The sequence below is a fragment of the uncultured Flavobacterium sp. genome (assembly GCF_963922255.1).
In the GTDB taxonomy this organism is placed as follows: domain Bacteria; phylum Bacteroidota; class Bacteroidia; order Flavobacteriales; family Flavobacteriaceae; genus Flavobacterium.
Window position 1 is genome coordinate 39,932 of record NZ_CAWUIC010000005.1, and the last position, 19,569, is coordinate 59,500.

General features: G+C 30.1%; 19 protein-coding genes. 13 read left to right on the forward strand and 6 right to left on the reverse strand.

Annotated features, from left to right (window positions below; translation table 11 throughout):
• Positions 1–21: 21 nt before the first annotated feature.
• From AABJ49_RS05615 to AABJ49_RS05630, 4 genes are all read right to left on the reverse strand, one after another.
• On the reverse strand, positions 22–552 hold the full coding sequence (locus AABJ49_RS05615; RefSeq protein ID WP_338376819.1) for an inorganic diphosphatase: 531 nt from the start codon (positions 550–552) through the stop codon (positions 22–24).
• Between the two features lie 143 nt (positions 553–695).
• Positions 696–1,130, reverse strand: a complete 435-nt coding sequence (locus AABJ49_RS05620; RefSeq protein WP_338376821.1) for a hypothetical protein — start codon at positions 1,128–1,130, stop codon at positions 696–698.
• 321 nt (positions 1,131–1,451) lie between these two features.
• On the reverse strand, positions 1,452–3,929 hold the full coding sequence (locus AABJ49_RS05625) for a DUF5686 family protein (RefSeq protein ID WP_338376823.1): 2,478 nt from the start codon (positions 3,927–3,929) through the stop codon (positions 1,452–1,454).
• A 70-nt stretch (positions 3,930–3,999) separates the two neighbouring features.
• Positions 4,000–4,977: a pyruvate dehydrogenase complex E1 component subunit beta gene (locus AABJ49_RS05630; protein WP_338376825.1), complete on the reverse strand. Its 978-nt coding sequence runs from the start codon at positions 4,975–4,977 to the stop codon at positions 4,000–4,002.
• Between the two features lie 202 nt (positions 4,978–5,179).
• Here AABJ49_RS05630 and AABJ49_RS05635 point away from each other — a divergent pair, with 202 nt between their 5' ends.
• The 10 genes from AABJ49_RS05635 (at position 5,180) to AABJ49_RS05680 (ending at position 13,566) form a co-directional block, all read left to right on the forward strand.
• Positions 5,180–5,926, forward strand: a complete 747-nt coding sequence (locus AABJ49_RS05635; protein ID WP_338376826.1) for an electron transfer flavoprotein subunit beta/FixA family protein — start codon at positions 5,180–5,182, stop codon at positions 5,924–5,926.
• A 70-nt stretch (positions 5,927–5,996) separates the two neighbouring features.
• Complete coding sequence (locus AABJ49_RS05640; RefSeq protein WP_338376828.1) at positions 5,997–6,965, forward strand: electron transfer flavoprotein subunit alpha/FixB family protein; 969 nt, start codon at positions 5,997–5,999, stop codon at positions 6,963–6,965.
• A 237-nt stretch (positions 6,966–7,202) separates the two neighbouring features.
• The gene (locus tag AABJ49_RS05645; protein ID WP_338376830.1) at positions 7,203–7,829 is read left to right on the forward strand and encodes a bifunctional nuclease family protein; all 627 of its coding nucleotides are present in this window, start codon (positions 7,203–7,205) and stop codon (positions 7,827–7,829) included.
• Between the two features lie 19 nt (positions 7,830–7,848).
• The gene (locus AABJ49_RS05650; RefSeq protein ID WP_338376832.1) at positions 7,849–9,507 is read left to right on the forward strand and encodes a nucleoside transporter C-terminal domain-containing protein; all 1,659 of its coding nucleotides are present in this window, start codon (positions 7,849–7,851) and stop codon (positions 9,505–9,507) included.
• A 43-nt stretch (positions 9,508–9,550) separates the two neighbouring features.
• Complete coding sequence (locus tag AABJ49_RS05655) at positions 9,551–9,907, forward strand: four helix bundle protein (protein ID WP_338376834.1); 357 nt, start codon at positions 9,551–9,553, stop codon at positions 9,905–9,907.
• A 45-nt stretch (positions 9,908–9,952) separates the two neighbouring features.
• Positions 9,953–10,777: a thymidylate synthase gene (locus tag AABJ49_RS05660; RefSeq protein WP_338376836.1), complete on the forward strand. Its 825-nt coding sequence runs from the start codon at positions 9,953–9,955 to the stop codon at positions 10,775–10,777.
• A gap of 11 nt (positions 10,778–10,788) precedes the next feature.
• Complete coding sequence (locus tag AABJ49_RS05665; protein ID WP_338376839.1) at positions 10,789–11,580, forward strand: energy transducer TonB; 792 nt, start codon at positions 10,789–10,791, stop codon at positions 11,578–11,580.
• Between the two features lie 16 nt (positions 11,581–11,596).
• Positions 11,597–12,082: a dihydrofolate reductase gene (locus AABJ49_RS05670; protein WP_338376841.1), complete on the forward strand. Its 486-nt coding sequence runs from the start codon at positions 11,597–11,599 to the stop codon at positions 12,080–12,082.
• A 53-nt stretch (positions 12,083–12,135) separates the two neighbouring features.
• Positions 12,136–12,867, forward strand: a complete 732-nt coding sequence (gene ubiE, locus AABJ49_RS05675) for a bifunctional demethylmenaquinone methyltransferase/2-methoxy-6-polyprenyl-1,4-benzoquinol methylase UbiE (RefSeq protein WP_338376843.1) — start codon at positions 12,136–12,138, stop codon at positions 12,865–12,867.
• A 9-nt stretch (positions 12,868–12,876) separates the two neighbouring features.
• Complete coding sequence (locus AABJ49_RS05680; RefSeq protein WP_338376845.1) at positions 12,877–13,566, forward strand: porin family protein; 690 nt, start codon at positions 12,877–12,879, stop codon at positions 13,564–13,566.
• On the opposite strand, the gene AABJ49_RS05685 is transcribed toward AABJ49_RS05680, so the two are convergent.
• On the reverse strand, positions 13,563–14,294 hold the full coding sequence (locus AABJ49_RS05685; protein ID WP_338376847.1) for an RNA methyltransferase: 732 nt from the start codon (positions 14,292–14,294) through the stop codon (positions 13,563–13,565). The genes AABJ49_RS05680 and AABJ49_RS05685 overlap by 4 nt on opposite strands.
• 36 nt (positions 14,295–14,330) lie before the next feature.
• Between AABJ49_RS05685 and AABJ49_RS05690 the strand changes: the two genes are divergently transcribed.
• From AABJ49_RS05690 to accD, 3 genes are read left to right on the forward strand one after another with little or no spacing between them, the layout of a single operon-like run.
• Positions 14,331–16,874: a BamA/TamA family outer membrane protein gene (locus tag AABJ49_RS05690; protein WP_338376849.1), complete on the forward strand. Its 2,544-nt coding sequence runs from the start codon at positions 14,331–14,333 to the stop codon at positions 16,872–16,874.
• A gap of 46 nt (positions 16,875–16,920) precedes the next feature.
• On the forward strand, positions 16,921–17,988 hold the full coding sequence (gene fbaA, locus AABJ49_RS05695; protein WP_338376851.1) for a class II fructose-bisphosphate aldolase: 1,068 nt from the start codon (positions 16,921–16,923) through the stop codon (positions 17,986–17,988).
• Between the two features lie 48 nt (positions 17,989–18,036).
• Positions 18,037–18,891 carry an acetyl-CoA carboxylase, carboxyltransferase subunit beta gene (gene accD, locus AABJ49_RS05700; RefSeq protein ID WP_338376853.1) on the forward strand — a complete coding sequence of 285 codons (855 nt, stop codon included), beginning with the start codon at positions 18,037–18,039 and terminating at the stop codon, positions 18,889–18,891.
• A gap of 35 nt (positions 18,892–18,926) precedes the next feature.
• On the opposite strand, the gene AABJ49_RS05705 is transcribed toward accD, so the two are convergent.
• Positions 18,927–19,565 carry a hypothetical protein gene (locus tag AABJ49_RS05705; RefSeq protein ID WP_338376855.1) on the reverse strand — a complete coding sequence of 213 codons (639 nt, stop codon included), beginning with the start codon at positions 19,563–19,565 and terminating at the stop codon, positions 18,927–18,929.
• Between the last annotated feature and the right edge of the window lie 4 nt (positions 19,566–19,569).

Genomic DNA, 19,569 nt, shown 5'->3' on the forward strand with positions numbered 1-19,569 from the left:
TTTATAAAATTGTTTTAAAAATTAACCTATGCTAAATAGCCCTTCTGGTTTATTTTCAATTGCATTAAATCTTTCTTTACATTTTACGAAAATCTCTTTTGCTTCGTTAACATCTCCCCATCCTTCAACATCAACAACTTTATTTTCTAAATCTTTATAAACTTGAAAGAAATGTTCAATTTCTTTTATTAAGTGTGGATTTACATCACTTAAATCATTTAATTGATTCCAAATTGGGTCTGAAACTGGCACACAAATTACTTTTTCATCTGGCCCCTTTTCATCAGCCATGTGGAATACTCCAATTGGCTTAACTTCCATAACACAACCTGGAAAAGTTGGTTCTGTTACCAAAACCAAAACATCTAATGGATCACCATCTAAGGCTAACGTTTCTGGAATGAATCCGTAATCTGCAGGATACATCATTGAAGAAAATAACATTCTATCAAAACGCATTCTTTTTAAATCAAAATCGTATTCGTATTTATTTCTGCTTCCTCTTGGGATTTCTATCAATACATCAAATGTAGTTACTTTATCTGCTGTCATTTTATTTTATTTTTTCGAGTGCAAAAGTACAAATTCTAACTTTTTTCAAAGCAGAAAATTAGGTTTATTTTTATGCGAAAGTTTAAAATGAAAGAGATTTAAGGTTTTCATAACATTTAACTATAAATTTTTAATTCAAATGCCTAATAAATCAATGGCTGACGATTTCTTTTCTTTAAATAATAATGCCAAAAAAAGTATGTAGCTAGTGAACGATTTGGTCTCCAATTCTCAGAAAGTAATATCATTTCCTCTTTAGTTGAAACATCAAATAATTCTTTTAAGGTATTTTGAAGTGTTATATCTCCAATCGGAAAAACATCTTCTTTTTGAAGACAAAACATGATATAAACCTCAGCAGTCCAATTTCCAATTCCTTTTATGGCTGTTAATTCTGCTTTGATTTGTTCTTCTGGTTTTAATGAAAAAGTTTCTAATAGTAAATTTCTGTTCAAAATTGCTTTTGAGAGTTCTTTGAGATAAACTATTTTTTGTTTTGAAATGGCATTATTTCTTAAATCTTCATCAGAAGCTTTTAGTATATTTTCTGGTGACACTTTTCCTAAGAAATATTCCATTTTAAATAACATGCTTTGGCAGATGCTAGAGAAACTTGTTGTTCTATAATTAATTTGCAAAGAGATTCAAATCCTTCTGGTCTTGTTGAAATGTGTGGTTCTCCATATAAATCAATGATTTGTTGGAATACTTTGTCTTGTTGAAGTAAATATGGAATGTGTTTTTTTCAATTTTTACTTTTTGTGTTAGCGGTTGGAACGGCATCCTTTTTTTGTTTTGACTAAAAACAAAAAAAGATATAGTGGAAGACGCGACCTGAAAGGGAACACCCAAATTTAATAAATTCCGATATTTGAAATTCCAAATTCCAAAAAAATCAATTAGAAATAGAATCCGAATGATCCTTTCACTGTAAATCGTTTTGCATCTGGAAGGTCGAAATAATTTCCTCTCCAAGCAAAGTCTAAACGGAATACTTTGAAAATATTTCCAATTCCAGCGTGATATTCCCAATAGACTTTTTCGGGTGCTTGATAGACTAATCCTGAAGCATTTATTTGTCGGTTTTCATCTGAAACAGTTCCATAAACTGTTTTTATACCCACAATTTCTCTCCAGTTTAATTTTCTCAAAAAGCCAATTCTAGAAAATAATCTTCCGTTAAAATGATGTTCAAAATGAAGGGAAGCATACTCATCAGCGACAAAATCGTAATAATTTAACAGATTATACGTATTGTCAATTACAAAATAAGATTGATTTCCGGGCACAACTCCCATTAACCCTAATGGAACTTGACCGAATGTTTTTCCTACTTCTAATGTGGTGAATAATCTACCAAAACCTCCAACTAAAACGGGTTGTCTATAATAAAACTGGACTTTTTGATAATCGAAATCACTATTCATTACTCCTTTGAATCCTTGACTGTAACTTAAAAATAATCGAGCATAATTATCATCTACATCTTGACGTTCTACTCCGTAACCAATTGTTTTTCTATTTGGAGTATATTCTCCAACTAAATTAATTTCTGATTGTTTAACTCTTGATTCTGTTGTAGTAAATGTATTATCTGTGAAATAATCTAAACTAAAATCACTTGAAGCAGACTCTAATGTTCGGTAAGAAAAGTTAGTTTGAAAAACCAAATTTTTTATTGGTTCAATAGCGATTCCGAAATTGGTTAAATTAACGTTTGTTAATTTATTATTTATTCCACTAGAGAAAAATGAAGAAGAAGCAAAACTTCTACCCAAAACATCATTTGAAGTTGTTAAACTAACACCAATTTGCTCCACATCTCTTCTATTTCCTGCAGAAAGAATTAATCTGTTTTTCTTATTCACCAACCATTTTCCTGAAATACCATACTTGAATTTATCATCTTTAAATCCGTAAGCTGTGTAGGCTTGAATTCTCCAAGGATCGTTTGTGCCAAAATAGGTTCTTCCACCAAAACGCAAACGTTGACCTTCTACATCATTATATCCAAAAGTTGAAAATATTGGACCAATATCAATATTTCCTACTTCAATGTAACCACTACCTAAAATTGCGACCAAATCATAAACTCTTCTAAACTTTGGAACAGTCATTAAGGTGTCTAGTAAATTATAAATTCCGGCTTCATTTTCGTTTAAGCTTTCAAATCTATTTTGTTCCCAAAATTCATCGGTTTGATTGAATGCTTTTTTATCGTAATAATTGACTTCTTCTTTGTAGAAATCATTTTCTTTTGGAATATTGAACTGATGATTTTTAAACAAAGTTGTTCTTTTTCCATAAACTCCTTTTGATTCTTCTTTTTTAGAAAAACTAAAATCAGACATCATATGATCTCTTTTTAGCAAGAAAACCGAATCATTTAAAACGTCAAACTCTTGTTCTATATAAATTTCTTTTACCCAGTTGATGTTAGCACTTTTATTGGCTTCTAAATTAATTTTTTTAACGGCCCAAGTAGTGTCATTTACCCAAAAATCACCTTTAAAAGTAAGTTCACCTTTTCTTCTTGGATAATATACAATATTGTAGCACCATTTATTGTCTATGAATGTACTATCACTCAAAACATAATTATACACATTAATACCTGTTCTAGAAAGTGGACTCACAAAATCTTTATCAAAGAATTTTAAGTAATTATTATAAATGTCATAATCTGCATATAAATCTTTGATGAAAGCGTTTACTCCATTACTACTACCTAAACCTGAGTTTTTATTAGCTTTAAGAATTTCTTTCTTTTTATTTTTGACATTATCTCCATAAACCTCACTCAGTTCTTCATTGATAAAAATAGGTAGAAAAGCTTTTCCAGTTATTCTTGAAGTATCCATTTGTTCAAATACAAACTCCAATCCTTTAAAAACTTTATTAGCCATGAAAGCACTGTCGATAGAATTCATGTCAAACTCTACTTTTTCATATTTATCATATTGATATTGATCAAACATTTGGAGTCCGTTTTTTCTTCTACGTTCCCAAATTTTTCGCAATATGTCAATAGCTGGGTTGTCTTTTTTAGAGGTTTTACCAGAATAAACTACAACATCTTTTAAAGTAACCCCTTCTCTTAAAACAACTTTTATATTGCTGTTTAATCCTGGCTTTAAAGGAACTTCAACAGGTTCATAACCAATAAAAGAAATAATTAATGTGGAATAATTTTCTTTGGATTCGAAATAAAAACTTCCGTTTTCATCTGTAATGACTCCTTCTTTTGAATTTTTAAAAATCACGTTAGCAAATGCAACTGGTTGATTAAATTCATCAATTACTTTTCCTCCAACTTTAGTTTGACCGAAAATTGCAGAACTTATAAATAACAATAGGAATACTATTTTATATTTCATTTGGAGCGAGTATTAAAACAAAAAACTTCATCAGCATAACCGATGAAGTTTCAAATATATAAAGTTTATTTTATTTATATGTAACTTTCTTAACAGCTTTAATTACATCCTCTGCATTTGGCAACCATTCTTTTAATAAAGTTGGAGAATATGGAGCAGGTGTATCTGCCGTTGTAATTCTTTGAACTGGAGCATCTAAATAATCAAAAGCTCTTTCTTGAACCATATATGTAATTTCAGAAGCAACACTCGCAAATGGCCAAGCTTCTTCTAAAACAACTAATCTATTAGTTTTTTTAACTGAATTAATGATAGCGTTATAATCCATAGGACGAACCGTTCTTAAATCAATTATTTCACAAGAAATCCCTTCTTTAGCTAACTCATCTGCTGCCGTGTAGGCTTCTTTAATAATTTTTCCAAAAGAAACAATAGTTACATCTGATCCTTCTCTTTTGATATCAGCAACACCTAATGGAATAGTGTAATCTCCTTCAGGAACTTCTCCTTTATCACCATACATTTGTTCAGATTCCATGAAAATAACTGGGTCATTGTCACGAATAGCTGCTTTTAATAATCCCTTAGCATCATAAACATTCGAAGGAACTACCACTTTTAAACCTGGAGTGTTGGCAAACCAGTTTTCAAAAGCTTGAGAATGAGTTGCACCTAATTGACCTGCAGAAGCTGTTGGTCCTCTAAAAACCATTGGCATTGGAAATTGTCCAGCAGACATTTGGCGCATTTTTGCAGCATTATTTATAATTTGATCAATACCAACTAAGGAAAAGTTGAATGTCATATATTCTACAATAGGACGACATCCGTTCATAGCAGAACCAACAGCAATACCTGCAAAACCAAGCTCAGCAATCGGAGTATCAATAACACGTTTAGGTCCAAATTCATCTAACATACCTTTAGAAGCTTTGTATGCTCCATTATATTCAGCTACTTCTTCACCCATTAAGTAAACAGATTCGTCTCTACGCATTTCTTCACTCATTGCTTCCGCAATAGCTTCTCTGAATTGTATCGTTCTCATATAGTTTTATTCTTATGATAATATTGAAAGGCAAAAATAGTAAAAAAAAATTCCAATTTTATAATTCAAATTCAAATAAAAAATGATTTATTAACTATAACCTTTTCGTAAATTTAAAATTTAACAAAATTTATTATGCGTGCATAGTATTTTTTAAACATTTTTTTGTAATTTCGTGGCATAAAAATTCAAATTATTCAAGATGAAAATATTAGTTTGCATCAGCAATGTGCCTGATACTACTTCAAAAATTAACTTCACTAATGGTGATACTGAGTTTGATACTAACGGTGTTCAATTCGTGATTAATCCAAATGATGAATTCGGCTTAACTAGAGCTGTTCAAATGAAAGAACAACAAGGTGCTACCGTGACAGTAGTGAATGTTGGTTTAGCAGATTCTGAAGCTACATTAAGAAAAGCATTGGCTATCGGTGCTGATGACGCTATTCGAATTAATGCAACTCCAACGGACGGAATGTTCGTTGCAAAACAATTAGCAGAAGTAGCAAAACAAGGAAGTTATGATTTAATTATCGCTGGAAAAGAATCTTTAGATTATAATGGTGGAATGGTTCCTGGAATGTTATCTGCTTCATTAGGATATAATTTTATAAATTCTTGTATCGATTTAACTATTGATGGCTCAAATGCAAAAGCAATGCGTGAAATTGACGGTGGAAAAGAAACTCTTTCGGCAACTTTACCTTTAGTTGTTGGTGGTCAAAAAGGATTAGTAGAAGAGAAAGATCTACGTATTCCTAACATGAGAGGAATTATGCAAGCTCGTACTAAAGCTATTAATGTTGTTGAACCAACTAACACGGAAACAGCTACAAAAGCAGTGAAATTTGAAAAACCTGCTCCTAAATCTGCCGTAAAATTAGTTAGCTCAGATAACCTAGACGAATTAGTAAACCTATTACATAACGAAGCAAAAGTTATATAATTACGAATTATAAATTACGAATTACGAAATCTTTAAATTATTAAATTTTTCAATCTTTAAATCAAAAATTATGTCATTATTAATATATGCAGAATCTGCTGAAGGAAAATTTAAAAAGGTTGCTTTTGAATTAGCTTCTTATGCCAAAAAAGTGGCAGATTCATTAGGAACAACTGTTACTGCAGTAACAATAAACGCTGGTTCAACAGCAGAATTAGCCAATTACGGAGTTGACAAAGTATTAAAAGTATCAAATGATTCTTTATCGAAATTCAACGCAAAAGCTTATGCTGATGTAGTAAAACAAGCTGCTGAAAAAGAAGGAAGTAAAGTAATTGTTCTTTCTTCAACAACAGATAGTTTATACCTTGCTCCTCTTGTAGCTTCACATTTAAATGCAGGATTTGCTTCAAATGTAGTAGCTCTTCCAGTTAGCACAAGTCCTTTTCAAGTAAAACGTACTGCTTTTTCAAACAAAGCTTTCAATATTACTGAAATTTCTACTGATGTAAAAGTATTAGCTTTAGCTAAAAACTCTTTCGGATTAGTAGAAACTAGTTCTTCTCCTTCTGAAGAGGATTTTACTCCAACATTAAACGATGCTGATTTCTCAGTAAAAGTTGAAAACGTTGAAAAAGTAACAGGAAAAGTTACAATTGCTGATGCTGAAATCGTAGTTTCTGCTGGTCGCGGATTAAAAGGTCCAGAAAATTGGGGAATGATTGAAGAATTAGCATCTGTTCTTGGAGCAGCAACGGCTTGTTCAAAACCAGTTTCAGATATTGGCTGGAGACCTCACAGCGAACACGTTGGACAAACCGGAAAACCTGTAGCAGCTAATTTATATATTGCTGTTGGAATTTCTGGTGCTATTCAACACATTGCCGGTATCAACTCATCAAAAGTAAAAGTTGTAATCAACACTGACCCAGAAGCACCTTTCTTCAAAGTAGCTGATTATGGAGTTGTTGGTGATGCTTTTGAAGTAGTTCCAAAATTAATCGAAAAATTAAAAGCTTTCAAGGCTGCAAACGCTTAAAAAGCTTTGTTCAAAAATAAATTATATTAAAATTAGAGTTATCTTTGTTTAGATAGCTCTTTTTTTTATTTTTGGAGCGAATGGCTAGGGCTGTATTTAGAAGACATTTTCCTGCTTTTCGCTATATCTTTTTTTTCAAAAAAGGATGCCGCTACAATCAGGGCTATCAAAAAATGTATTTTGTATTTATTAATGTAAGGTTTGACCTAAAAAATCAACTCTTAACTTACACAAAGAATGAGTTTAGTAAAATTAACTATAAAAGGAATATCCTACAGTCAAACTCAAAATGGAGCATATGCTTTAATTTTAAATGAGGTTGATGGGGAACGCAAATTACCAATTGTTATTGGAGCTTTTGAAGCACAATCCATTGCTATTGCACTTGAGAAAGAAATAAAACCACCAAGACCTTTAACACACGATTTATTCAAAAGTTTTGCTGATAGATTTGATATCGTAGTAAAACAAGTAATCATTCATAAATTGGTCGACGGTGTTTTCTATTCCAGTATTATTTGCGAAAGAGATAAAATCGAAGAAATTATTGATGCTCGAACTTCGGATGCAATTGCTCTTGCTTTACGTTTTCAAGCACCTATTTTTACCTACAAAAACATATTAGACAAAGCAGGAATTTATCTAAACACAAATCCAATAGAAGACGACATCGAAAACGTAGATAACGATGATGTTTTATCAACTCCTGAAACTTTTGGTCAAGAAGATAAAACTCCAAAAGGAGAATCTTTTAGTCAATTTTCTGTAGAAGAATTATATGCCAAACTAGAAGAAGCTGTTCAAAATGAAGATTATGAAAAGGCAGCGCGAATTCGTGATGAAATATCAAAAAAAGAATCTTAACAAAACTAACCAAACGAAAATGTTTAAAAAAATAGTTTTTTTGTTGGCTGTGCTTTTCAGCTACCAAGCCATAAATGCTCAAGAAATTGAAAAAAAATGGCAATTATCTACTTCTGAAAGTGATTATTTAGAGCTTCAAAAAGGTTCTTATACTTTACAAATTGCTAACGATAGCATCAATCAAAAAGGAGATTATCTTGTTCAAGATAATTTTATTTTTTTATTTGAAAACGGTTCAGATTCTCCTACAAAACGTTTTGTAATTGAAGCTAAAACCGATTCAACTTTAGTGATCAAAAACAAAGGGAAAGCTTATTCTTTTTTTGCATCAAACAAAGAAGTTAAAACTGACACAACTGCTCAACTTATCAAAAGTGAAGGAATCTCTTTTACAAGTATATGGAGAGGAATTCTTGGAATGTTATCACTATTAGGTATTGCTTATCTTTTTAGTGCTAATAAAAAAGCCATTAATTGGAAAACAGTTGGTTTAGGTATTGCAGCTCAATTAATTTTAGCCATTGGGGTTTTAAAAGTTCCATTTGTAAAAGCTGGTTTTGAATTTGTTGGAAATTTATTCGTTTTAGTACTAGATTTCACAAGAGCTGGAAGTGAATTCCTTTTAGGAGGAATGATGAATATCGAGAGTTTTGGATTCATTTTCTTATTTCAAGTATTACCAACAATTATCTTCTTCTCTGCTTTAACTTCTTTATTATTCTATTTAGGAGTAATTCAAATCATAGTTAAAGGCTTAGCCAAAGTTTTGACTAAATTACTATCTATTTCTGGTGCAGAAAGTCTATCAGTTGCCGGAAATATATTTTTAGGTCAAACCGAAGCACCTTTAATGATTAAAGCTTATTTAGAAAAAATGAATAAGTCAGAAATCTTATTAGTAATGGTTGGTGGAATGGCAACTGTTGCTGGTGGAGTTCTAGCAGCTTACATAGGTTTTCTTGGTGGAAATGACCCTGTTTTAAGACTAGAATTTGCAAAACACTTACTAGCTGCATCAGTTATGGCTGCACCAGGAGCAATTGTAATTTCAAAAATGCTTTATCCTCAAACAGAAGAAATTAATACTAACGTAGAAGTTTCAAAAGAAAAAATTGGTTCGAACATATTAGATGCAATTTCAACAGGAACAACTGAAGGTTTAAAATTAGCCGCAAATGTAGCAGCTATGCTATTAGTTTTTATTGCATTTATTGCAATGATAAATTATACACTTGGTTGGATTGGTGGTTGGTCTGGATTAAACAGCGTTATTGCAGACAACACACCTTATAATGCCTTTTCATTAGAAACCATTTTAGGAATAGTATTTTCTCCTTTAATGTGGTTAATTGGTGTAGCAAAAGAAGATATGATGTTGATGGGACAACTTTTAGGTGTAAAGTTAGCAGCTTCAGAATTTGTAGGTTATATTCAATTGGCTGAATTGAAAAATATGGCAAACAGTATTCACTTTACTTATGATAAATCAGTAATTATGGCAACCTATATGTTGTGTGGTTTTGCCAACTTTGCTTCTATCGGAATTCAAATTGGAGGAATTGGCTCATTAGCACCAAACCAACGTAAAACATTATCAGAATTTGGATTGAAAGCTGTAATTGGTGGAAGTTTAGCATCACTACTTTCTGCTACTATTGCTGGAATGATTATAGGGTAATTTTAGGTGATGGGTTATAGGTAATTGGTAAAAGGTATATAAAATGAGGAATTTTAGAGAATTAGAAATTTGGAATTTATCAAGAGGTTTAGTTAAAGAAATATACCTATTAACGAAGACTATGCCAGAAGAAGAAAAATTTGGATTAACTTCTCAAATTAAAAGAAGTACAGTTTCAACTCCTTCAAATATTGCTGAAGGTTGTGCAAAGAAATCAAATAAAGATTTTTCCAGATTTTTAGAAATAAGTTTAGGTTCTTGTTACGAATTAGAAACACAATTAATTTTATGTTCAGACTTAAAGTTAATTTCAGAAAAAATTATTGAAGAAAAAATAGCATTAATTCAAACTATAGAGAAAAAAATAACATCATTCATTAATTATTTATCAACGCAATAATATATAGCCAATCACCCATTACCAATCACCTATAACCCATATAAAATGAAACAATATCACGACTTAGTAAAACACGTTTTAGAACACGGAAATCAAAAAGGAGACAGAACAGGAACAGGAACAAAAAGTGTTTTTGGGTATCAAATGCGTTTTGATTTAAGTGAAGGTTTTCCAATGGTAACTACAAAAAAATTACACTTAAAGTCGATTATATATGAATTGCTTTGGTTTTTAAAAGGTGACACAAATATTGAATATTTAAAAGAAAATGGAGTAAAAATTTGGGACGAATGGGCCGATGAAAACGGAGATTTAGGTCCAGTTTATGGCTATCAATGGAGAAATTGGAACGGTGAAGAAATTGATCAAATCACAGAATTAATCGATACTTTAAAAAACAATCCAAACAGTAGAAGAATGTTAGTTTCCGCTTGGAATCCTAGTGTTTTACCTGATACATCAAAATCTTTTGCTGAAAATGTGGCTAATAACAAAGCTGCTTTGCCTCCATGCCATGCGTTTTTTCAATTTTATGTAGCTGATGGAAAATTGAGTTGTCAATTATACCAAAGAAGTGCAGATATCTTTTTAGGTGTTCCTTTTAATATTGCTTCTTATGCTTTATTTACCATGATGGTTGCACAAGTTTGTGATTTACAAGTAGGTGATTTTGTGCACACTTTTGGAGATGCACACATATATAACAACCACATGGAGCAATTGGAATTACAACTTTCAAGAGAACCAAAGCCGTTACCAAAAATGATTTTAAATCCTGAAATAAAGAACATTTTTGATTTTACTTTTGATGATTTTACTTTAGAAGGTTATGATCCGCATCCACATATTAAAGGAGCTGTTGCTGTATAATTTAAATTATTATGAAGAAATTAATATTATTTGTTTTTTTAGCTTTTTGTTCAATTTCATTTGCACAAGATGAAATTAAATATAAAACAGCTTTTGAAAATGTAGAACAGAATTGTGATTCAATTCATTTTTTAAAATATTGTTATTTAAATAGATTTCAATTAGTTGTTAATAGAAAATTTACAGAAGAGATTATATTAAATAAAAAGTTAGCTAAGAATATAAATGACAACATATATTTAGAAATTGAAGTTGACACTACAGGAAAGTTTGTTATTCATAAAATATCTACTAAATCAAAAGATTTCGAAAAATCATTAAAAAAATTAGTCGAATTATTACCCAAAATAGAACCATTTAAAAACGAGAAAAACAACAAAATCAAATTAGAAGCGATTCTTGAATTTAATTTAAAGGAAGTAGATTTTGATCACTATATATTACCAGATAACAAAAAAGATCTAACTAACATGGAAACTCCACGTTTTCAAATTTGCAAATCTATTATTGATGAAAAAAGCGGCAAAGAGTGTTTCATGTCACAAATGAATAATCACATAAGGCAAAATTTCAACTATCCTATAAAAGCTATAAATAGAAATATTTCAGGCAGAGCAATGGGGAATTTCGTAATCAATAAAGAAGGATTAACAACTAATTTTATTATTTATGGAGCTAACCCAATATTACTTAAAGAAACATTAAGAATATTAAAATTACTACCAACATTTATACCTGGAAAATTAAATGGAAAAGATATTAGTGTTTCTTATGCTCAACCAATTGTTTTTAAATTGAATTAATTTTATTTCTATCAATATGCTAACATTAATCGCAGCAGCTTCAGAAAATAACGCTCTTGGAAAAGACAACGACTTAGTTTGGCATTTGCCAGATGATTTCAAGCGTTTCAAAGCCTTAACTTCTGGACATTATATTGTGATGGGAAGAAAAACATTTGAAAGTTTTCCAAAACCATTACCAAATAGAACTCACATAATCATTACTCGACAAAAAGATTATACTGTTCCTGAAGGCTGTATAGTTGCCAATAGTTTAAAAAACGCGATTGAACTTTGTCCTGAAAACGAAGAAATATTCATAATTGGTGGTGGACAAATCTACAAGCAATCTATTGGAATAGCTGACAAAATAGAACTAACTAGAGTTCACACAACAGTTGAAGCAGATGCTTTTTTTCCAGAAATCAATGAAGACATTTGGGAAGTTGTACAATCTGAATATCATCCAAAAGACGAAAAACATCAATATGATTTTACGTATTTAACGTTTGTTAAAAGGTAATAATTATTTGATTTTGATTATAAATCGTACTTTTGCAGTCCAATAAAAACAAAATGGCAAAAAATATAAAACCATATAAAGATTCTGATTTAAGTAAAAAAGAGCAAGTTGCTCAAATGTTTGACAATATTTCGGGAAATTATGATGGCTTAAACCGAGTTATTTCATTTGGTACTGATGCAAAATGGAAACAAAAAATCTTAAAAATGGTTGCTTCTAAACAACCTGATACCATTTTGGATATTGCAACTGGAACAGGTGATTTAGCTATTTTATTTGCAACAACCTCTGCGAAAGAAATTATTGGTTTAGATATTTCTCAAGGCATGCTTGATATTGGAAAGAAAAAAATTCAAGAAAAAAATTTAGATTCAAAAATAAAAATGGTCTTAGGTGATGGTGAAAACATACCTTATCCTGATAATTATTTTGATGTTATTACAGTTGCTTATGGTGTTCGTAATTTTGAAAACCTTGAAAAAGGCTTGTCAGAAATCTTAAGAACAATTAAATCTGGAGGACAATTAATAATTCTTGAAACTTCTGTTCCTACAAAATTCCCTTTTAAACAAGGATATGCTTTTCATTCAAAATTTATTTTACCTTTGGTCGGAAAATTGTTTTCAAAAGATAAAGCAGCTTACTCATATCTGTCAGATTCTGCTAATGAATTTCCATTTGGAGAAGCTTTGAACAATATTTTACGAAAAATTGGGTTTATAGATGTACAGCATCTTCCACAAACATTTGGAGTTGCCACAATTTATCACGCATCTAAGAAGTAATTGCTAAAAATGAAGAAGTTTTTTATTATTTGTTTTGTCTTATTTACAATTTCAAGTCAAGCTCAATTTGGAAAAGATCCTATAATTAATCTAGAGAATTTTCAAAAAAGTAGAGTGCATTGGGGTTTTTATTTAGGTTTTAATTTCTATGACTTTCAGTTTGATTATAAATCTATAACTAAAGATTTAGAAGTACAAAACACAACTGGTTTTAATGTAGGTTTAATTGGAAACTTAAGACTTCATGAATATATAGATTTGCGTTTTGAACCAGGTTTATACTATACAGAACGAAATTTAATTTATCCAGACATTGTTGATCCTGTGGACCGATTTAGAGAAGTAAAATCTACTTATATTCATTTTCCTCTTTTAGTGAAATTTTCATCAAAACGATTTGGAAATGTAAGACCTTATCTAGTTGGTGGTGTTTCAAGAAGTTTGAACTTAAGTAGTTTTGAAGATTCACCAGATGACAATGAATCTGATGTTTTTAGAATGACTAAATGGACCAATAATTATGAAATTGGATTTGGAGTTGATTTATATTTAGAATATTTTATCTTTTCACCATCAATTAGAGGTGTTTTCAGTATGAATGACGAATTAATTCGAGATAAAGACCCTAATAGTCAATGGACTTCTAACATTGATGCAATGCGAACAAGAGGTGTTTTCTTAAACTTTTCTTTTCATTAAGAATTTCTACAAAATTCACTTAAAACTATAGCGGTAGCTGTTGCTACATTCAAACTTTCGGTTTGTTGTAAGGTTCCAAAACGTGGAATGGTGATTTTGTGTGTAATCAACTGTTGAATTTCTGGGCTAATTCCATTGGATTCATTTCCTAAAACAATAATAGCCGGTTGCAATAACTTTTCTGAATAAATATTCTTTCCTTCTAAAAGTGTTCCATAAACCGGAACTTTGGTAGAAAGTAATTCTTTTTTCAAATCGCAATACACTACATTTACTCTTGCAATTGAACCCATTGTAGATTGAATTACTTTTGGATTATAAACATCAACAGTTGCTTCACTACAAAGTATATTTTGAACACCAAACCAATCAGCTAATCGTATAATCGTACCCATATTTCCTGGATCACGAATATCATCTAAAGCAATTTGTAATGTGTTTGAATAATCAACTTTAACTTTTTCTGGAATAATAAAAACAGCCAAACATTCGTTTGGAGTTACAAGAGCACTAATGCTTTTTAATTCTGCTTCTGAAATGTAATTTAATTTACTTTTTTCAACATTTGGGAATAATTCTTGCGTTGAAAATAATTCAACCAATTCATAATTGGAATTGAGTAATTCTTGAATTACTTTTACACCTTCTGCAATGAATAATTGATACAGTTTTCTGTATTTTTTTTGTTGAAGACTTTTTATTAGTTTAATTTGATTTTTACTAATCATAAAAAGAAGTATTTTTGAACCAATATATACTGAAAATTGAAATATAATTTCTCAAAAATAACACTATTAATTGTAATAACTGCAATTATCTACTCTTGTTCTCCATTAATGCGAGTACCAGATGACGAAATGTTATTAGTAAAAAATGAAATTATAATTGACAATCAAAAAGTTGCAGAAGATAGTATTCAAGAATTACTTTATCAAAAACCCAATTCGAGTTTTTTAAAAATTCCTATTCGACTTTATTTATATCATTTAAGTAAAAAAAACGCTGATTCATCTTATGTTGCTTGGTTAAACAAAAAACCTAATCGAAAAGAAAATTTAATCAAATTGCTTTCTGAAAAACAAGTTAATCGTTTAGGTGAATCTTTCTTAGTAAAAGGATATAGTAATTTTTTTAAAAAAGTTGGTGAAGCTCCAGTAATCATTGATGAAACAAAAATTGAAAAATCTAAAAAACGACTAAATGGTTATTTTAAAAATATTGGATATTTTGATAATGAAGTAAAGGCTGAAATAGATTCTTTAGGAAAAAAACGTGCAAAAGTTACTTATAATTTAGTTAAAAATGAGCCTTATATTATCGATTCAATTGCATCCATAATTGAAACTAAAGTTATTGATAGCATGTATCAATCCATAAAATATAAATCTCACCTAAAGCTCAATAAAAAATATATAGTTTCTGATTTTGAGGATGAACGAAAAAGAATAACTACTCATTTTAGAAACAATGGTGCTTATTATTTTCAAGAAAATGACATTAATTATGATGTCTACCAAGATACAATCGCCAAGAAATTGGCCGTTGATGTAAAAATTAATGACCGAAATTTAACGATTGAAGAAGTTAATTATAAAATTCCGCATAAAATTTACAAAATTGAAAAAGTAAATGTGTATGTGGATAATGATGCCATTAAAAACAAATCAAAAATTACAGATAGTATTTCCTATCACAATTACACAATTTATGGCTCAAAAAAGATAAAGTATAGACCTAAAGCAATTGCAAATGCTATATTTATCAATAAAGGTGATTATTACAATGACACTTCAAGATTTTTAACAACACGTTCTTTGAGCAGTTTAAATGTCTTTAATTATCCTAATATTGATTATAAGGAAAATAAAGACAGTACTGCTTTGATTACAAACATTAACCTTTCTCCTTTAAAGAAATATAACTTAAACCCAAATATTGATTTTATACATTCTAACATTCAAGATTTTGGAATTTCTGGAAATTTATCGGTTACATTTAGAAATGTTTTTAGAGGTGCTGAACTTTTACAAGTTTCAACTAGAGGAAATATTGGATCTTCAAAAGATTTAGCCAATCCTAAAGAAGTTTTTTTCAACCTATCTGAATATGGTGCTGACGCTAAATTAACTTTTCCAAGAATTTTCTTTTTATTTCCAACATCAAGTCTAATTAAAAAAGAAATGTTACCCTCAACTAATATTTCAACTGGTTTATTTAGACAAACAAATATTGGATTAGATAAAGAAAATGTATCTGGAATTATAGATTATAATTGGACACGGAAAGTAAATAATGTTTCAAAATTTGAATTATTAAACTTACAATTCGTTCGAAACTTAAACATCAACAATTATTTTAATGTATATGGCTCTTCGTATGATGATCTTAATGTCATTGCGTTAATTTATAATGACAATATAAACTATGAAAATGAAGATGGAAATCTAACCTCTGAAGGTGCTGTAGCTTTTATAAATGATGTTGTAAAAGGAAATACTTTATTAACTCCAAATAACGATGAATATGAAACTGTCAGAAGTATCGGTGAAAGAAGATTGCGATTAATTGAAAATTACTTAATTGCTGCTTCAAGTTTTACATTTTCAACTACAAATAAAAGTGATATTTATGATTACAATTTCTATAATTTAAAAGTAAAGTTAGAAACCGCTGGAAATGTATTATCACTAATGTCTAATGTAGTAGACCAACCTTATAGTGACAATGGAAATAGAACTCTGTTTGGTGTAGAATACGCACAGTATATAAAGGGAGACTTTGAATATATCAAACATTGGGATTTAGGGCGTAGAAGAGGTTATGCTATGAGAAGTTTTGTTGGTTTAGCTGTTCCTTATGGAAATTCCAATTCAATTCCTTTTTCTAAAAGTTACTTCTCTGGTGGTTCAAATGACAATAGAGGTTGGCAGCCTTATGCTCTTGGACCAGGTTCAAGTGGTGGAATTAATGATTTTAATGAAGCTAACTTTAAAATGGCTTTTAATGCTGAATATCGTTTTCCGTTTTTTGGCCAATTATACGGTGCTTTTTTTGCTGATGCTGGGAACATCTGGAACGTTTTTGACAACGTTGAGGATAAATCTTATACATTCAACGGAATTTCATCCTTAAAAGATATTGCATTAGGAACTGGAATAGGATTTCGCTATGACTTTAGTTTTTTTGTATTCCGTTTAGATTTTGGATATAAAACCTATAATCCGGGAAGACCAGAAAATGACAGATGGTTTAAAGACCTTAATTTGAGCCGAACTGTTCTAAATTTTGGAATAAATTACCCGTTCTAAATTTTAAAATTCTTATTTTTGTCAAACTAAATTAAAATATACAACTATGGCTCATAATATTAAACCTGGTGTTGCAACAGGAGACGAAATACAAAATATATTTAAATACGCTAAAGAAAAAGGGTTCGCTTTACCTGCAGTAAACGTTGTAAGTTCGAGCACGGTCAATAGTGTTATGGAAACTGCAGCAAAATTAAATGCACCCGTTATAATCCAATTTTCTAATGGTGGTGCACAATTCAATGCAGGAAAAGGACTTTCAAATGAAAATGAAAAATCTGCTATTTTAGGTGGTATTAGTGGAGCCAAACATGTTCATGAATTAGCGGAAGCTTATGGTGCAACTGTAATTCTTCATACAGATCATTGTGCAAAAAAATTATTACCTTGGATTGATGGTTTATTAGATGCATCTGAAAAACATTTTGCCGAAACAGGTAAACCTTTGTATAGTTCTCATATGATTGATTTATCAGAAGAACCAATTGAAGAAAATATTGAAATTTGTAAAGCTTATTTAGCTCGTATGAGCAAAATAGGAATGACATTAGAAATAGAATTAGGAATTACAGGTGGTGAAGAAGATGGAGTTGACAATACTGATGTTGACAGTTCAAAATTATACACACAACCAGAAGAAGTAGCTTATGCTTATGAAGAATTAATGAAAATTAGTCCTCGTTTTACCATTGCAGCAGCTTTTGGAAACGTTCATGGTGTTTACAAACCTGGAAACGTAAAATTGACTCCAAAAATCTTAAAAAATTCTCAAGAGTACGTTCAAAAAAACTACAACACTGAAGCAAATCCTATTGATTTCGTTTTTCATGGTGGAAGTGGTTCTACAGTAGAAGAAATTAGAGAAGCAATTGGTTATGGTGTTATCAAAATGAATATTGATACTGATTTACAATTTGCATACACTGAAGGAGCAAGAGATTATATGACATCAAATATTGAGTATTTAAAAACTCAAATCGGAAATCCTGATGGAGATGATGTTCCAAATAAAAAATATTATGACCCAAGAAAATGGGTTCGTGAAAGTGAATTAACTTTTATCAAAAGATTAGAACAAGCTTTCGCAGATTTAAATAACGTTAATACTTTATAGTATTTTCTCAAACGAATAACTGAACACTGACAACTGAATACTAATACTATGGCTTGGTTTAAAAGAAAAGAAAAAGGAATTACAACAGCAACTGAAGACAAAAAAGATGTGCCTAAAGGTTTATGGTACAAATCTCCAACAGGAAAAGTTGTTGACACTGAAGAGTTAGCTAAAAATCTATGGGTTAGTCCAGAAGATGATTTTCATGTAAGAATAGGTAGTAAAGAATATTTTGAAATTCTTTTTGATGAAAACACATTTAAAGAATTAGATGCTAAACTAACATCAAAAGATCCTTTAAAGTTTGAAGATACAAAAAAATACAATGAGCGTCTAAAAGAAGCTATGAAAAAAACTGATTTGAAAGATGCTGTTAGAACTGCTGTTGGAAAATCAAAAGGAAAAGATTTAGTAGTTTGTTGTATGGATTTCGCTTTTATTGGAGGTTCAATGGGAGCTGTTGTTGGAGAAAAAATTGCGCGTGGAATTGATTATTCAATCAAAAATAAAGTGCCATTTGTAATGATTTCAAAATCTGGTGGTGCTCGTATGATGGAAGCTGCTTATTCTTTAATGCAATTGGCAAAAACTTCTGCAAAATTAGCCCAATTAGCAGATGCAAAAATACCATATATTTCATTATGTACTGATCCTACAACAGGAGGAACAACTGCTTCTTATGCAATGTTAGGTGATATCAATATTGGAGAACCTGGTGCTTTAATTGGATTTGCTGGACCAAGAATTGTTAAAGATACCACTGGAAAAGATTTACCAGATGGTTTCCAAACTTCTGAATTTTTATTAGAACATGGTTTCTTGGACTTTATTGCTCACAGAAAAGAGTTGAAAAACAAAATCAACTTATACATTGATTTGATATTGAATCAAGAAATTAGATAAATAAAAAAATCCCATTTTTAACTGAATGGGATTTTTTATAATTCCTGATTTTGAATCCATTTTTTAGACGGTTCAACCCACTCATTATAAGGATTATAAAGAAATCCATGACCTAATTTTTTATCAATTTTTATTTGTTCGAATTTGGTTGTGAAATTTTCTTTGTTTTTCCAATAGTCATAATTCTTACCAGCAATTGAATCTGAATCATCATAAAAACACAAAACTTGTCCGTGAAATTTCCAGTCATTATTTTCTTCTTGAAAAGTATTATTTCCTGCTAAAAAAATATAATTTATAGGATTTAGATTTATACTTGAAATGTTGCTTGCAATAATTGCTCCTTTTGAAGCACCTATAACAGTTATGTCTTCTGGTTTAATTCCTGAATCCACTAAACTATCAATTTCTTTAGAAACTTTAGTAGCATATTGAAAATACTCAACATTTTCAGTTCTGACTTCAGCAATTATAATAGTATTTGAATCTTTTAGAGCTTCTACTATATCATCAAATTCATATTTTCCAAACTCTTCACTAATTGCATTTTTACCTTGAATTTCAATTATTCTACCATGCAAATAATAAACGTATTTTATATCATTTTGAGGTTTTGATTTACATCCAATTAAAACACAAATAAATAATACTATTATTATAGAATTTATTTTCATTTTA

What these genes read in the sequence shown, in the direction of transcription:
- AABJ49_RS05680 (WP_338376845.1), top strand. Translation starts at nt 12,877, where the DNA reads ATGAAGAAGTTTTTTATTATTTGTTTTGTCTTATTTACAATTTCAAGT.
- AABJ49_RS05630 (WP_338376825.1), bottom strand. Translation starts at nt 4,977, where the DNA reads ATGAGAACGATACAATTCAGAGAAGCTATTGCGGAAGCAATGAGTGAA.
- AABJ49_RS05620 (WP_338376821.1), bottom strand. Translation starts at nt 1,130, where the DNA reads ATGGAATATTTCTTAGGAAAAGTGTCACCAGAAAATATACTAAAAGCT.
- ubiE (WP_338376843.1), top strand. Translation starts at nt 12,136, where the DNA reads ATGGCAAAAAATATAAAACCATATAAAGATTCTGATTTAAGTAAAAAA.
- AABJ49_RS05660 (WP_338376836.1), top strand. Translation starts at nt 9,953, where the DNA reads ATGAAACAATATCACGACTTAGTAAAACACGTTTTAGAACACGGAAAT.
- AABJ49_RS05650 (WP_338376832.1), top strand. Translation starts at nt 7,849, where the DNA reads ATGTTTAAAAAAATAGTTTTTTTGTTGGCTGTGCTTTTCAGCTACCAA.
- AABJ49_RS05635 (WP_338376826.1), top strand. Translation starts at nt 5,180, where the DNA reads ATGAAAATATTAGTTTGCATCAGCAATGTGCCTGATACTACTTCAAAA.
- AABJ49_RS05665 (WP_338376839.1), top strand. Translation starts at nt 10,789, where the DNA reads ATGAAGAAATTAATATTATTTGTTTTTTTAGCTTTTTGTTCAATTTCA.
- AABJ49_RS05655 (WP_338376834.1), top strand. Translation starts at nt 9,551, where the DNA reads ATGAGGAATTTTAGAGAATTAGAAATTTGGAATTTATCAAGAGGTTTA.
- AABJ49_RS05625 (WP_338376823.1), bottom strand. Translation starts at nt 3,929, where the DNA reads ATGAAATATAAAATAGTATTCCTATTGTTATTTATAAGTTCTGCAATT.
- accD (WP_338376853.1), top strand. Translation starts at nt 18,037, where the DNA reads ATGGCTTGGTTTAAAAGAAAAGAAAAAGGAATTACAACAGCAACTGAA.
- AABJ49_RS05615 (WP_338376819.1), bottom strand. Translation starts at nt 552, where the DNA reads ATGACAGCAGATAAAGTAACTACATTTGATGTATTGATAGAAATCCCA.
- fbaA (WP_338376851.1), top strand. Translation starts at nt 16,921, where the DNA reads ATGGCTCATAATATTAAACCTGGTGTTGCAACAGGAGACGAAATACAA.
- AABJ49_RS05670 (WP_338376841.1), top strand. Translation starts at nt 11,597, where the DNA reads ATGCTAACATTAATCGCAGCAGCTTCAGAAAATAACGCTCTTGGAAAA.
- AABJ49_RS05645 (WP_338376830.1), top strand. Translation starts at nt 7,203, where the DNA reads ATGAGTTTAGTAAAATTAACTATAAAAGGAATATCCTACAGTCAAACT.
- AABJ49_RS05640 (WP_338376828.1), top strand. Translation starts at nt 5,997, where the DNA reads ATGTCATTATTAATATATGCAGAATCTGCTGAAGGAAAATTTAAAAAG.
- AABJ49_RS05705 (WP_338376855.1), bottom strand. Translation starts at nt 19,565, where the DNA reads ATGAAAATAAATTCTATAATAATAGTATTATTTATTTGTGTTTTAATT.
- AABJ49_RS05685 (WP_338376847.1), bottom strand. Translation starts at nt 14,294, where the DNA reads ATGATTAGTAAAAATCAAATTAAACTAATAAAAAGTCTTCAACAAAAA.